A 12,785-nucleotide genomic window follows, 5' to 3' on the forward strand; every position below is an offset into this window, starting at 1 on the left:
CGGCGACCGGTAGGGCCGATCGGCTCACCAGATGGTGACACGCTCCTCGGGGGCGAGGAACAGGCGGTCGTCGGGAGTGACGTCGAAGGCTTCGTAGAAGCTGTCGATATTGCGGACGACCGCGTTGCAGCGGAATTCCGGCGGGGAGTGCGGGTCGACGGCGAGGCGGCGGATCGCCTCCTCCTGGCGGGCCTTGGTGCGCCACACCTGGGCCCAGCCGTAGAAGACGCGCTGCAGGCCGGTGAGGCCGTCGATCACCGGCGGCTCGGCACCGTCGAGGGAGATCTTGTAGGCGGCCAGGGCGATCGACAGGCCGCCCAGGTCGCCGATGTTCTCGCCGATGGTGAACTCGCCGTTGACGGTGTGCTCGTCGTCGAGATCGGCGGGGGAGAGCACGTCGTACTGGTCGATCAGGGCCTTGGTGCGCTTGCCGAATTCGGCGCGGTCGGCGTCGGTCCACCAGTCCTTCATGTTGCCGTCGCCGTCGTACTTGGCGCCCTGGTCGTCGAAGCCGTGGCCGATCTCGTGACCGATCACCGCGCCGATGCCGCCGTAGTTGGCGGCGTCGTCGGCGTTCATGTCGAAGAACGGCGGCTGCAGGATCGCGGCGGGGAAGACGATCTCGTTCATGCCCGGGTTGTAGTAGGCGTTCACCGTCTGCGGGGTCATGAACCATTCGCCGCGGTCCACCTCGCCACCGAGTTTGCCCAGGTCGCGGTCATGGTCGGCGGCGTACCCGCTGCGGTAGTTGCCCACCAGGTCGGCCGGGTCGACCTCGACGGCGGAGTAGTCGCGCCAGGTGTCGGGGTAGCCGATCTTGGGGGTGAACTTCTCCAGCTTGGCCAGCGCGGCCGCGCGGGTGTCGGGCCCCATCCAGTCGAGCTCGGCGATATTGCGGCGGTAGGCCTCCTGCAGGTTCGCCACCAGCTCGACCATCCGTGCCTTGGCCTGCGGCGGGAAGTGCCGGGCCACATACAGTTTGCCGACGGCCTCGCCGAGCAGTTCCTGCACCAGGGACACACCGCGCTTCCAGCGTTCGCGGTTCTCCTGGGCGCCGGTGAGGGTGCGGCCGTAGAAGTCGAAGTTCGCGGCGACGATCTCGTCGGTGAGGTACGGCGCCCTGGCGTGCAACACCTGCCAGACCGCCCAGTCCCGCCAATCGGCCTGCGGCACAGCGGCCCACGCCTGCGCGAAGGCGCGCACGTACTCCGGCTGACGCACCACGAGCTCGGCGAACAGATCGGTGCCCGCGCGGTCCAGACCACCGGCGATAGCGTCCACCCAGGCGGCCCAGTCGAATTCGGGGTTGGCGGCGGTCAGCTCGGTGAAAGTGGTGAGGTTGTAGCTCTTCTCGGCGTCGCGCCTGCGCACCACGTCCCAATGTCCCGCGGCGAGGGTGCGTTCCAGCTCGACGACCCGGCGGGCGGCGTCGGCCGGATCCGCGGGGGCCAGGCCCGCCAGCGCCGGATCGGACGCGGCGAGGGTGAACATCTTCGCGATGTGCGCCTGGTAGGCGGTACGGATATCGGCGAACTCCGCGTTGCGGTAGTACGACTCGTCGGGCAGGCCGAGGCCGGATTGGGTGGCGTGCACCAGGTAGCGGGTGGAGTCCTTGTCGTCGGTGTCGACGTAGTAGCCGAGCGCGCCGCGCACGCCGGTGCGCTGCAACCGGCCGAGCAGCGCGGCGAACGCGCTCGGGTCGGCGACCTCGGCGATCTCACGCAGTTCGGCGGCGACGGGGCTCAAGCCGGCCGCGGCGACGGCCTCGGTGTTCATGAAACTGGAGTACAGGTCACCGATCTTGCGCGCGTCCGCGTCGTCGGAGGCGCCGGCCGCGCTGTCCTGGATGATGGCCTGCACATCGAGTTCGGCCTGGTCGTACAGGGTGCGGAAGGCGCCGTCCACCGCGCGGTCGGCCGGAATCTCGTATTCCGCCAGCCACTGACCGTTGACGTGGGCGAACAGGTCGTCCTGCACGCGCACATCCTGATCACGGAAGGACAGGTCGATACCGGAGGGACTGCTCAGATCGGAAGTCACGCGTTCCAGTATGCCGAACTAGACGCAGACGAACTCGTCGTCGCGAACACCGGCGACGAACGCCTCCCACTCGCCCGCGGTGAAACGGAGCACGACGTCGTCGTGGCGCAGGGTGGCCGAGCCGTCGACGGCGACGTGGGCGACCAGGTCGGGATGGCGGCGCGCGCTCAGCAGGCAGTGCAGGAAAGCGGTCCACAGGTCGGCACCGACGGTGATGACGGGCTCGTCGAGTCCGGCGTTGAGCGGGTTGCGCCGAAATTTGCTGTCGCGTATCTGAACCACGTCGCCGGCGAACCGGACCTCGACACACTGGTTGCCGTTGTTGGAGCGCGACGAGGTGAACCAGCCGTGATCGGCCGGGCGGCGACGAGCGGTGGTGGACATACCACGAATCTTACACGCTGGAATAGTCCCTGATCAGGGCGAGAGAATCGGAGCGAGAAAGGGATTGCTCCCGTGCGCGCAGGTAGGCGAAGCCGAGATCGCGGACCTGCTCGGCGTCGTCGACGGGACCACCGAAGACCGCGCTCTCGGCCCACGCGAAAGTAGGTAGCTGGGAGCTTGCGAAGTCGAGCAGGTGGAAGCTGGACCCGCCGAGCACCGCACCCTCGGGCGCACTGAACGGAATCACCCGGACATCGACGGTGTCGAGTTCGCGCATCAATTCGGCCAGGTGCCGTAACTGTTCGCGCAGGACGTCGGGGCCGCCGGTCTGCTGGCGCAGGGTGGCCTCGCCGAGTACCGCGGTGAGTTCGAGCGGTTCCGGTCCGCGCAGGCGCTGCTGGCGGCGCAGCCGGATCGCGACGAGCTGGTCGACCTGTACCGGCCGGATCATCACGTCGGCGCTGATCAGGGCGCGCGCGTAGGACTCGGTCTGGAGCAGGCCCGGCACGATCAGGCTGTCGTAACTGCGGATGCTCTGCGCGCCGGCCTCCATGCCGTACAGCCGTTGCAGTTCGGGGCCGATCAGCGCCGCCGCCGTGGACCACCAGCCACGCTGTTTACTGGCCTCGAGCAGGGCGAGCAGTTCCGCGCGCTCCTCGGCGTTGACATCGAGCACGTCGAGCACCGGTTCGATGGTGGTGCGGGTGAGCACCCGCCTGCCCTTCTCCACGTGCGACCAGTTGGCCGGGGTGAAGCCGACGCGACGGGCGAAACCGGCCGAGTCGTACCCGCGCTGCTCACGCAGTTCACGCAGGCGCAGCACCAGTTCCCAGCGCGCTGCGGTCGGCGAGACGGGGGGCATAGGTGCCGATATTACGCCGATCGACACGCCAGCTACTGACTATTGTCAGCTCGGTTGTGCGGTATTACGCTGTGTAGAACGGCAAATTTCCCTTGTGTCCTGCCGTTATCAAAAAGTTTCCCGCTCCACCCGTTCGTGATGAAACGCTCCTTCCCGATCGAGCGAATGCACAGCTACATCGAGTCAGCGTCGACAGAGACGAGGTCGTGATGAGCACGTCGCGCACTGATGACAAAGGCGGGTATACCGCGGCCGAGGAATACTCGGCCACCCAGGACGCGCTGGCGCGCTGCCGTCACTACCGCAAGCACAACGGCCTCTACGGTGTCGTCGACTCCGCGCTGGGCCGGATCATGCTCGAGATCGGCGCGGTGGGCGCCGTGGTGATGCCGTCGACACTGGGGGAGCGGGTACGCGGGCTGCTCGGCAGCCGCGGCCAGCGCTGCGGGCCGATCATCGCCCACCCCCGCTCCGGCCGCTGGACCTTCCTCACCGGCCCCACCGACAACTCCTACCTGGATACGGTGCTGTTCGCCGACCTGTTCCGGGTGTGCGCCTCGGTGGCCTTACCCGGCAGCGAGATCGTGCTGCCCTCGCCCGCCGACGAACGCAGCGGCTACCGCACCTGGATGCACGAGCCCGACGGCGACTACCGGCCCGACTTCGCCCAGATCGTGGCCGCCACCCGCACCAACGCCAGGTCGGCGGTGCTGCTGCGCGAACCCGGTACCGCCTGACCAGCTACAACTGACCGCCGAGGCGCGCGTGCATCTCCCACACGAGCACCTCGGCATCGCCGTGTGGACGGACCAGCTGGCCGCCGGAACGGGTCAGCCGGACCGCGTCGCCCTGGGCCAGGGTGCCGATGCCCTCGATGTCGACCTCGCCGCGCGCCACGAAGACATGCAGGTAGGGCGCGTCGGGCAGGGTGACGCCGGGACTGTCGGCGGGCATCCGGGCGACATGCATCGCCGCGTGCGAGGAGTTGATCGCGATGGCCGTGCGGTCGCGATAGCGCGGTAAGCCCGACGCCACCGTCACCAGTCCGCCGCCGGCCAGCTCGTCGTCGATCTCGAGCTGCTGATAGCCGGGGTCCACGCCGGGCTCGTCGGGCACCACCCACATCTGCACGAAGTGCACCGGTTCGTCGTGCTCGGGCGCGGTGCCGTCGAGCCGCCACGAGTCGTTCTTCTCCGAGTGCAGGATGCCGGTGCCCGCGCTCATCCGCTGCGCCAGACCCGGGTAGATGATCCCGTTGTGACCCAGTGAGTCCTGGTGCACCAGGCTGCCGCCGAGCACCCAGGTGACGATCTCCATGTCCCGGTGCGGGTGGGTGTCGAAGCCCTCGCCGGGCAGCACCACGTCCTCGTTGTTCACCAGCAGCAGGCCGTGGTGGGTGTTGTCGGGGTCGTAGTGCTCGCCGAAGGAGAACGAATGTTTGGAATCCAGCCAGGAGATCCGGGTCTTCATCCGGTCACCACCGCGGTGCAGTTCGATCCGCGGTGTCGTCGATGTGGACATGACGTTCCTCCTGCTCGCACCCGTACCGCCGCCTCAATTCTGGCACCACTATTCTCACCGGGTGTCGACTCATCGCCCTGACGGCTCGAATCCGGCCGATGAGCGGCCGAACTCGATGCGCGGTCTGCTCGGCGAGAGCCGCGGGGTGATCCGGCGGAATCCGCAGATGCCGCGGCTGGCGCTGCTGCGGCTGGCCGCCCAGTTCGGTGACGGCATGTTCCAGGCGGCGCTGTCGGGCGCCATCCTGTTCAACCCCGAACGCGAGACCGATCCGCTGGCCATCGCCGCGGGCTTCGCGGTCCTGCTGCTGCCCTATTCGATCCTCGGCCCGTACGCCGGGGCCCTGCTGGACCGGTGGGATCGGCGCAATGTCCTGCTGATCGCCAGCGTGGCGCGGGCCGCGTTGATCGCGCTGGCCGCGCTCGGGTTGTACGCGGGGATCGGCGAGACGCCGCTGTTGCTGCTGGCGCTGGCCACCGTCGGGATCAGCAGGTTCGTGCTGGCCGGGGTGTCGGCGGCGCTGCCGCGGGTGCTCGAACAACGCTGGCTGGTGCCGATGAACTCGGTGCTGGCGACCATCGCCTCGGTGTGCGCCGGCGTCGGCGCGGCCGCGTCGGTGGCGGTGATCGCGCTGATCGGCGCCGGTGACGCCGCGTCGGCGGTGGCGGTGGGGCTCAGCGGCATCGGCTCACTGGTCGGCGTGGTCCTCGCCGCCGGCTTCCGGCACGGTGTGCTCGGGCCCGAAAGCGGTTCGGCCACGTCGGAGAGCACGGTGCACGCCATCGCCACCGGGCTGCGCACCGGCGCGGCGGCGGTGTGGCGCTCCGCGCAGGTGACGACGGCGATGATCGGCATCGGCGCGCACCGCGTCGTGTTCGGCATGAACACCCTGATCATGGTGCTGGTGCTGCGCCAGCCCAGCGATGCCGACCAGCTCAGCGGCGGCCTGGTGGGCTTCGGCGTCGCCATCGGCTTCGCGGCGGCGGGCATGCTGCTGGCCGCCATCCTCGCGCCGGTGCTGATCCCGCGGCTGGGCAGGCCGCGCACCGTGCTGCTCGGCCTGAGCACCGCCGTGGTCGTGCAGCTGACGCTGGTCACCCCGATCGCACTGGCGACCGGCGCCGCCGTCGACAACGCGCACCGGCTGCTGCTGGCGGGCGCCTTCGGCCTCGGACTGGCGGGCCAGACGATCAAGCTCACCGGCGACGCGAGCATGCAGATCGACATCGACGACGATCAGCGCGGACAGGTCTTCGCGCTGCAGGACACCGTCTTCAACATGACCTTCGTACTGGCCATCGCGGCCACCGCGCTGGTGATCCCGGCCGACGGACGCTCGATCGGCGTGGTGCTGGCAGGCGCCGCGATCTACGCGCTGGGCATCGTGGCGATCGCGCTCAATGCCCGTCGAGCCAGGGTGGCCGGCTGACCGCGCCCGGCGGGTCCTGGGCGAGCACCGCGCGGTGATCGACCGCGACCAGCGGAATGTCGGGCAGCGCGGCCAGATCGGCGGCGGCCGCGCGTTCGGCGTCCCACAGGGCGTCGTCGATGCCCGCGTCGAGGGTGACGTCGAGCCACAGCGCGGCGGAACCGGTGTCGGCCAGCGCGGATTCGGCGTCCCCGGACCAGGGGTGCGCGAGCGGGTCACCGGTGCCGAGAACGTACTCGAATTCGTTCACATCCTGGTTGGACGCGCGGCGAGCACATTCGGTTCCGGTGAATTCGGTGCGGCCGGGTGGTATTTGTTTGTTCGTTCGGTTGGTCATTCGAGGGAGCTCATGCGCGCACGGCTGGTACCGCACGGATCGACCGCACTGGGCGCCCTGCTGGCGATGACGCTGGCCGCGCCCGCCTCGGCCACCCCCTTCCCCTGGGCGCCGCCGCCCGTGAACATCTGCGGGGAGACGGGTTTCGACCCGCTCAACCGGCAGCCCGACCCGGCCGCCCCCGCGGCGCCGGTGCTGCCGTCGACCATCGACATCCCCGTCCCGGTACCGCAACTGACCCCGGTGCCGGTGCCCGATCCGCCGCAGGACACCACCCGGGTGGCCCAGATACCGCTGCCGTCGGACCCCTGCCGCAATCCCTGCCCCGAGGTACGCGACACTCCCGAACCCGACGACGGCGCCGCCGAATCCGGCGATGTGTCAGCCGGTTCGGCCGTCGCGCTGCCCCGCGTGCGGATCAAGCCCGAGATCGAACCCATCCCCGTCCCGGTGCCCGGGGTCGCGACCGAACCCGCGCAGCCCGCGCCCGAACCCGTTGTGCGACCGGCCGAACCGGGGCCGCGCAGGCCGGTCGTCGCGACGCCACGGGTGGAGTCGGTGCGCCTGGTCGAACAGCTGACCGGGCGCGGCTCGAGCAATCGCACCGACATGCGCTGGCAGGTCGACGGCACCGACCTCGGCCTGTTCTGGGAGACCGAACCGGGCAAGGTCGCCATGGTCTTCGGGGATACCTTCGGCGACGGGTGGACCTACGGCGGCGCGGGCGTCGATTCCGCCGACTGGCGGTCGAATGTGCTCGCCTACAGCACCGACCGGAATCTGGACGACGGCCTGGTCATCGACTCGATGGTGCAGGACAGCCCGTGCCACGCCGCCGAACTGCTCGGCAGCCGCAAGATCAAGAACTGGGAGACCACCACCATCCCCACCTCGGGATTCGCCCTGGGGAACAGGCAGTTCCTGAGCTACATGTCGGTCAACCACTGGTCCCGGGTGCCGGGCATGTGGCTGACCAACTACGGCGGACTGGCCTACTCCGACGACGGCGGGCAGACCTGGACCAAGGATCAGCACGCCCGCTGGGAGAACATGTTCGGCCTCGGCCGGTTCCAGGTGGCGGCGATGGTGCCGCAGGGCGACCACGTCTACATGTTCGGTACGCCCAACGGACGGGTCGGCGTGATCGGCCTGGCCCGGGTGCGCAAGGACGACGTCCTCAACAAGTCCGCGTACCAGTACTGGGTGGACGGCAATTGGGCGCCCGCGGCGGAGAATTCGGCGACGCCGCTGGTGCTCGGCACGGCCAGCGAGCTGTCGGTGCGCTTCGACGCGGAGAGCGAGCAGTGGCAGATGGTCTACCTCGACGCGGCGGCCGGCCAGATCGTGCTGCGCACCGCTTCGCAGCCGCAGGGGAGCTGGACCGGGTCGGTGCCGCTGGTGTCGACCACGGACTATCCGAAGGCCTACGGCGGCTTCATCCATCCCTGGTCGACCGCGCGTGACCTGTATTTCACGATGTCGGCGTGGGACAGCTACAACGTGTACCTGATGCACGCCCGGCTGACGCCGCCCGGCTGACTCAGCGCGCGGGCACGAACCGTAATCGCTCACCGGGTCTGGCCTGCGCCACCCGGTCGACATCGGCGTCGAGCACCACCGCGATCACCGGATAGCCGCCGGTGATCGGGTGATCGGCGAGGAACACCACCGGCTGCCCGCTCGGCGGCACCTGCACCGAGCCCAGCGCGACGCCCTCGGCGGGCAGCTCCCTGGTAATCGAGCGCACCAGCGGCGCGCCCTCGGCCCGGTCCAGCCTGGCGCCGATGCGGTCGGTGTCGGTGGAGACCAGCCAGGAACCGTGGAACAGCTCGTCGGGGTCGGTGAACCAGTCGGCGCGCGGACCCGGCACCGCGCGTACCGCCAGCAGCTCCGGCGGTACGGGCAGCGGGGCGAACTCGACGGTGGGCAGGGTGCGCGGCGGCGGCCCGACCGGCAGCTGGGTGCCCGCGCGCAGCGGCTCGGGACCGATCCCGGACATGGTGTCGCGACTGCGCGAACCGAGCACCTTGGGCACGTCGATGCCGCCGCGCACGGCCACGTAGCTGCGTAGCCCCGATTGCGCGAAGCCCAGCCGCAGCACCTGCCCCTCGGCGAGCTCGAGCACGCTGGCGTGGCCGACGGGGGTGCCGTCGACGGTGGCCGGCGCGGCGGCACCGGTCACCGCGACCGTGAGATGGGCGTCGGCGCGCAGGGTCAGCCCGCCGAGCAGCACCTCGACGGCGGCCAGTTCCTCCGGATTGCCGACCAGCCGGTTGGCCAGCCGCAGCGACGCGCGGTCGGCCGCGCCCGCCTGGCCCACCCCGGAATCGAACCACCCCGGCCGGCCCAGGTCCTGGATCGTCGCGAGCGGCCCCACCCGCTCGATGAAGATCTGCATGTGTGCACTCCCCGATTCGCTGTCGAGGCGGCGCATCGTTGAGCAGCCCTGGTGTTATACCTGTGCCGGACCGGTCGCCGTGTCGACGAACCGGACCGCCGTCCCCGCCCTGACCAGCGCGGGGGGATCGCGGTCGACCACCCACATCCGCAGATCGGTACGCCCGATCAGCTGCCAGCCGCCCGGCGTGCCCCGCGGATACACGGCCGAGTATCCGCCCGCCAGCGCCACCGCGCCCGGTGGGATGGCGGTGCGGGCCTGGGCCCGGCGCGGCACGGACAACCGGCCGTCGGGCGAGGTCAGGTACCCGAAACCGGGTGCGAAGCCGACGAAGGCGCAGCGCCAGAGGGTGCCGGTGTGCGCCGCGATCACCTCGGGGACGGACAGCTCCAGCAGCCGGGCCACCTCGGGCAGATCGGCGCCGTCGTAGCGGACCGGAATCTCCACCACGTCCTCGGGAATCTCGCTGTCGGGCACTGTTCCACGGGAAACATCGGGCGAATCGGGTTGCGGCGGCTCGTGATCCAGCCGGTCCAGCAGGGCGACCAGCTCGCGCCGGACCTGTACGGCGTAGCTCACCGAATGCATGGTCACCAGTACGGTTTCCGCGGCGGGCAGCACATCCTGTACCCCCGCGATGGCGTGCACGCGCAGCGCCGAGGCCAGCCGCTGGACCGGCCGCGGATCGTCGAGGGTGATCAGCATCGCGCGGTCACCCGCCGGACGGATCCGGGAGTTCCAGTCGATCGCCGCGTCCCTCGTTACCTCGTCCATTCTGCCCTCCCACCCTCAGCCGAACGGCTCCACCGGTATTCCGGCGTCGTCGAGCGCCTGCCGAATCCGGCGGGCCATCTCCACGGCAGCAGGGGAATCGCCGTGCACGCACACACTCGCCACGGTCACGGCGACCGTACCGGGACCGTCTACGGTACGCGCGGTCCCCGACAGCGCAAGAGAAACCGCCTGCGCCACGGCGTCGTCGGGCGGCAGCACCGCGCCGGCAACCCCGCGCGGCGCCAGCGAGCCCGTCGCGGTGTAGGCGCGATCGGCGAAGCCCTCCCCGACGAACCGCACGCCGACCCGGCCCGCGGCCCGCTCGAGTTCGGTGCCCGCCGGACCGAGCAGGGCCAGACCGGTGTCGGACTCGGCCACCGCGGCCAGCACGGCGTCGGCGAGCAACTGATCGCGGGCCGCCGCGTGATAGAGCGCGCCATGCGGCTTGACGTAGCGCACCCGGTCACCCGCCGCGCGGGCGAAGGCCGCCAGCGCGCCGATCTGGTACAGCACCTCGTCGCGCAGGTCGGCCGGGGCGATGGCGATATCGCGCCTGCCGAAGCCGACCAGATCGCGATAGCCCACGTGGGCGCCGATCCGCACCCCCTTGGCGACGGCGAGTTCACAGGTCCGCCGCATGATCGAGGGGTCGCCCGCGTGGAAGCCGCAAGCGATGTTGGCGCTGGTCACGATGTCGAGCATCGCGGCGTCGTCACCCATGCGCCACGGCCCGAAGCCCTCGCCCAGATCACTGTTCAGGTCCAGCGGCATGCGATGCCCTCCGGTCTTCGCGCGACACTCCCAGGTGGGTACCCCGGTTGATTCGAGCATGAACGACCCAGTTCCGCCGCGCGCCACCGGGGCAGGTTTCAACAGGCGTAGACCCGCACCTCGGTGGCTTTGACCGCGAAGTGGACCCGGGCGCCGACGGTGAGCCCGAGCTGGGCGACGGCCGCCGGGGTCAGGTCGGCGCTCAGGCCTCTGACCTGCGGCGCGTCGCCCCTGATCCGGACGATGCCGCCGTGATCGGCGATCTCGACGACCTCGACGGCGAATACATTGCGCGGGCTCCCGCCGGGTCGCTCGGCGAATACTGCCACCGCGGCGGGGGAGAAGACCGCCGCCGTGGCCGAGCCAGGGACGAAGTCACCGACGACGCACCCGTCGATGCGCGACTCGCCGACTTGCACGGCCCCCAGAGCCGGAGTGTCGACCGCCCCGCCTTCCGAAGGTGGCCGGTGGTCCGCAACGATCGCCTGGCCGTGCACGAGGTTCAGGCCGGCGATGCGGGCCGCGAAGGTACTCCGGGGGTGCGACATGACATCGGTGACCGGGCCCGATTCGACGATCCGGCCCGCTTCCAGGACGACGATGCGATCGGCGAGGGTGATGGCGTCGATGATGTCGTGCGTCACCAGGACCGCGCAGCGCGGATGGGCTCGGCTGGGCTCGTCGCGCAGGACGCGGCGCAGCAGGGTGCGCATGGCCGGGGCGGCGTCCACGTCGAGGGCTGACATCGGTTCGTCGAGCAGCAGCAGGTCGGGGTCGACGGCCAGCGCCCTGGCCAGCGCGACCCGCTGCGCCTGGCCGCCCGAGAGGGCGCCGGGGGGCCGGGCGGCGAGTTCGGTGGCGTCGACGGCGGCCAGCCAGTCCATCGCGATCCGCTGGGCCGCACGATTTCTCGCGCCCCGGCTGCGCGGGCCGAAGGCCACGTTGTCTCGCACATCGAGGTGCGGGAACAGCAGCGGGTCCTGCGCGAGCAGCGAGATTCCTCGCCGATACGGCGGTACGGCAACGCCTTTCGCCGAGTCGGTCAGCGTCCGGCCGCCGAGCCGCACCCAGCCCTCGTCCGGCTCGATCAGCCCCGCGATCACGTCCAGCAGACTCGATTTTCCCGCACCGTTCGGTCCCAGCACCGCGAGTACCTCGCCCGGCGCGACCTCGATTCGCAGGTCCAGGTCACGCTCGGCGATCCGGGCGGCGACGGATACCCCCGACGTCCGCGACGCGCTCATCGTGGCTCCCGCGTACCGTCGGACCGCGGCCACTCGCCGTCGGGTTTCGTTCCGCCCGAGGCGGATCCGCCGACCGCGTCGGCGCCACGCGCGCGCGAATCGCCCGGTGCGCCGGCAACCGCGGCCCTTCGCCGTCGGTCACCGATCGCCGGACGCTCGGCACCGTTTCGCGGCGGACCGCTCACACCGCGGAGCTGGGTGCCCGGGATCGGGCTCGTGCGCCGGTAGGCGAGCAGGACGATCAGCACCGCGACGATGATCAGCACCACCGAGAGTGCGACGGCGGCATCCGGATCGGCCTCCCGTTGCAGGTAGATCTCCAGGGGCAGCGTGCGGGTGCGGCCCTGCAGGCTGCCCGCGAAGGTGAGGGTGGCGCCGAATTCGCCGAGCGCGCGGGCGAAGGCGAGCACCGCGCCCGAGATCAGCGCGGGCCGTAGCAGCGGCAGCGTGATCCGCCACCAGACCGTGCTCGGCCCCGCGCCGAGCGTCGCCGCGATCTGCTCGTAGCGGCTGCCCGCCGTGCGCAAGGCCCCCTCCAGGGTGAGGACCAGAAACGGCAGGGCCACAAAGGTTTGTGCCAGCACCACCGCGGTCGTGCTGAACGCGATGTGGATGCCCGCCGCCGCCAGCTGCTCGCCGAGCAGGCCGCGCCTGCCGAAGGTGTACAGCAGGGCGATACCGCCGACCACCGGCGGTAGGACCAGGGGCAGCAGGACCAGTGCCCGCAGCACCGGCAGCCCGCGCCAGCGCATCCTGGCCAGCACCACGGCCATCGGGACACCGAAGATCAGGCACAGCACCGTGCTCGCCGTGGCCGTGCGCAGGCTCAACCACAGGGCGTCGCGGGAGGCCTCGGTGCCGATGAGTTCGGCGAACCGGCTCCACTCCACACCGAGGGCCAGTGCCGCCAACGGCAGGACGACCAGCGCGAAGCCGATCGCCGCCGGCACGGCCAGCCACCGTGGCAGCCCCGCGCTCACCACGGCACGCCCCCGGCCGGGACGGTCCGGCTGTCGCCCGGCAGG

Annotated in this window: 12 protein-coding genes and 1 pseudogene; 3 read left to right on the forward strand and 10 right to left on the reverse strand. The window is 70.7% G+C overall.

Annotated features, from left to right (window positions below):
• Window positions 1-24 precede the first annotated feature (24 nt).
• The 3 genes from EL493_RS03590 to EL493_RS03600 are packed head-to-tail and all read right to left on the reverse strand — an operon-like array spanning window position 25 to window position 3,286.
• On the reverse strand, window positions 25-2,040 hold the full coding sequence (locus tag EL493_RS03590; protein ID WP_019050091.1) for a M13 family metallopeptidase: 2,016 nt from the start codon (window positions 2,038-2,040) through the stop codon (window positions 25-27).
• Window positions 2,041-2,058: 18 nt separating this feature from the next.
• Window positions 2,059-2,424, reverse strand: a complete 366-nt coding sequence (locus EL493_RS03595) for a DUF397 domain-containing protein (RefSeq protein WP_019050092.1) — start codon at window positions 2,422-2,424, stop codon at window positions 2,059-2,061.
• Window positions 2,425-2,434: 10 nt separating this feature from the next.
• Window positions 2,435-3,286 carry a helix-turn-helix domain-containing protein gene (locus tag EL493_RS03600; protein WP_019050093.1) on the reverse strand — a complete coding sequence of 284 codons (852 nt, stop codon included), beginning with the start codon at window positions 3,284-3,286 and terminating at the stop codon, window positions 2,435-2,437.
• Window positions 3,287-3,495: 209 nt separating this feature from the next.
• Here EL493_RS03600 and EL493_RS03605 point away from each other — a divergent pair, with 209 nt between their 5' ends.
• The gene (locus EL493_RS03605; RefSeq protein WP_019050094.1) at window positions 3,496-4,023 is read left to right on the forward strand and encodes a hypothetical protein; all 528 of its coding nucleotides are present in this window, start codon (window positions 3,496-3,498) and stop codon (window positions 4,021-4,023) included.
• 4 nt (window positions 4,024-4,027) lie between these two features.
• Here the strand turns inward: EL493_RS03605 and EL493_RS03610 are convergent, their stop codons facing one another.
• Window positions 4,028-4,807: a pirin family protein gene (locus EL493_RS03610; RefSeq protein WP_030201638.1), complete on the reverse strand. Its 780-nt coding sequence runs from the start codon at window positions 4,805-4,807 to the stop codon at window positions 4,028-4,030.
• 115 nt (window positions 4,808-4,922) lie between these two features.
• On the opposite strand from EL493_RS03610, the gene EL493_RS03615 reads away from it, so the two are divergent.
• The gene (locus EL493_RS03615; RefSeq protein ID WP_019050096.1) at window positions 4,923-6,236 is read left to right on the forward strand and encodes an MFS transporter; all 1,314 of its coding nucleotides are present in this window, start codon (window positions 4,923-4,925) and stop codon (window positions 6,234-6,236) included.
• Here the strand turns inward: EL493_RS03615 and EL493_RS03620 are convergent.
• A complete protein-coding gene (locus EL493_RS03620) occupies window positions 6,205-6,486 on the reverse strand; it encodes a hypothetical protein (protein ID WP_019050097.1) in 282 nt (93 codons plus the stop codon). The genes EL493_RS03615 and EL493_RS03620 overlap by 32 nt on opposite strands.
• 99 nt (window positions 6,487-6,585) lie before the next feature.
• Here EL493_RS03620 and EL493_RS03625 point away from each other — a divergent pair, with 99 nt between their 5' ends.
• Window positions 6,586-8,112 carry a DUF4185 domain-containing protein gene (locus EL493_RS03625; protein ID WP_019050098.1) on the forward strand — a complete coding sequence of 509 codons (1,527 nt, stop codon included), beginning with the start codon at window positions 6,586-6,588 and terminating at the stop codon, window positions 8,110-8,112.
• 1 nt (window position 8,113) lies between these two features.
• On the opposite strand, the gene EL493_RS03630 is transcribed toward EL493_RS03625, so the two are convergent.
• The 5 genes and pseudogenes from EL493_RS03630 to EL493_RS03650 all read right to left on the reverse strand — a co-directional run.
• Window positions 8,114-8,971 carry a 5-oxoprolinase subunit C family protein gene (locus EL493_RS03630; RefSeq protein ID WP_019050099.1) on the reverse strand — a complete coding sequence of 286 codons (858 nt, stop codon included), beginning with the start codon at window positions 8,969-8,971 and terminating at the stop codon, window positions 8,114-8,116.
• Window positions 8,972-9,025: 54 nt separating this feature from the next.
• Window positions 9,026-9,745, reverse strand: coding sequence for a 5-oxoprolinase subunit B family protein (locus tag EL493_RS03635; protein ID WP_019050100.1), 720 nt, complete (start codon window positions 9,743-9,745; stop codon window positions 9,026-9,028).
• 15 nt (window positions 9,746-9,760) lie between these two features.
• Window positions 9,761-10,516 carry a LamB/YcsF family protein gene (locus tag EL493_RS03640; protein ID WP_019050101.1) on the reverse strand — a complete coding sequence of 252 codons (756 nt, stop codon included), beginning with the start codon at window positions 10,514-10,516 and terminating at the stop codon, window positions 9,761-9,763.
• A gap of 98 nt (window positions 10,517-10,614) precedes the next feature.
• Window positions 10,615-11,760: a sulfate/molybdate ABC transporter ATP-binding protein gene (locus tag EL493_RS03645; RefSeq protein WP_022565936.1), complete on the reverse strand. Its 1,146-nt coding sequence runs from the start codon at window positions 11,758-11,760 to the stop codon at window positions 10,615-10,617.
• A gap of 233 nt (window positions 11,761-11,993) precedes the next feature.
• Window positions 11,994-12,743 (reverse strand): annotated as a pseudogene (locus EL493_RS03650) (ABC transporter permease); the annotation flags it as partial.
• Window positions 12,744-12,785 lie beyond the last annotated feature (42 nt).

This window comes from Nocardia asteroides (assembly GCF_900637185.1).
GTDB classification, from domain to species: domain Bacteria; phylum Actinomycetota; class Actinomycetes; order Mycobacteriales; family Mycobacteriaceae; genus Nocardia; species Nocardia asteroides.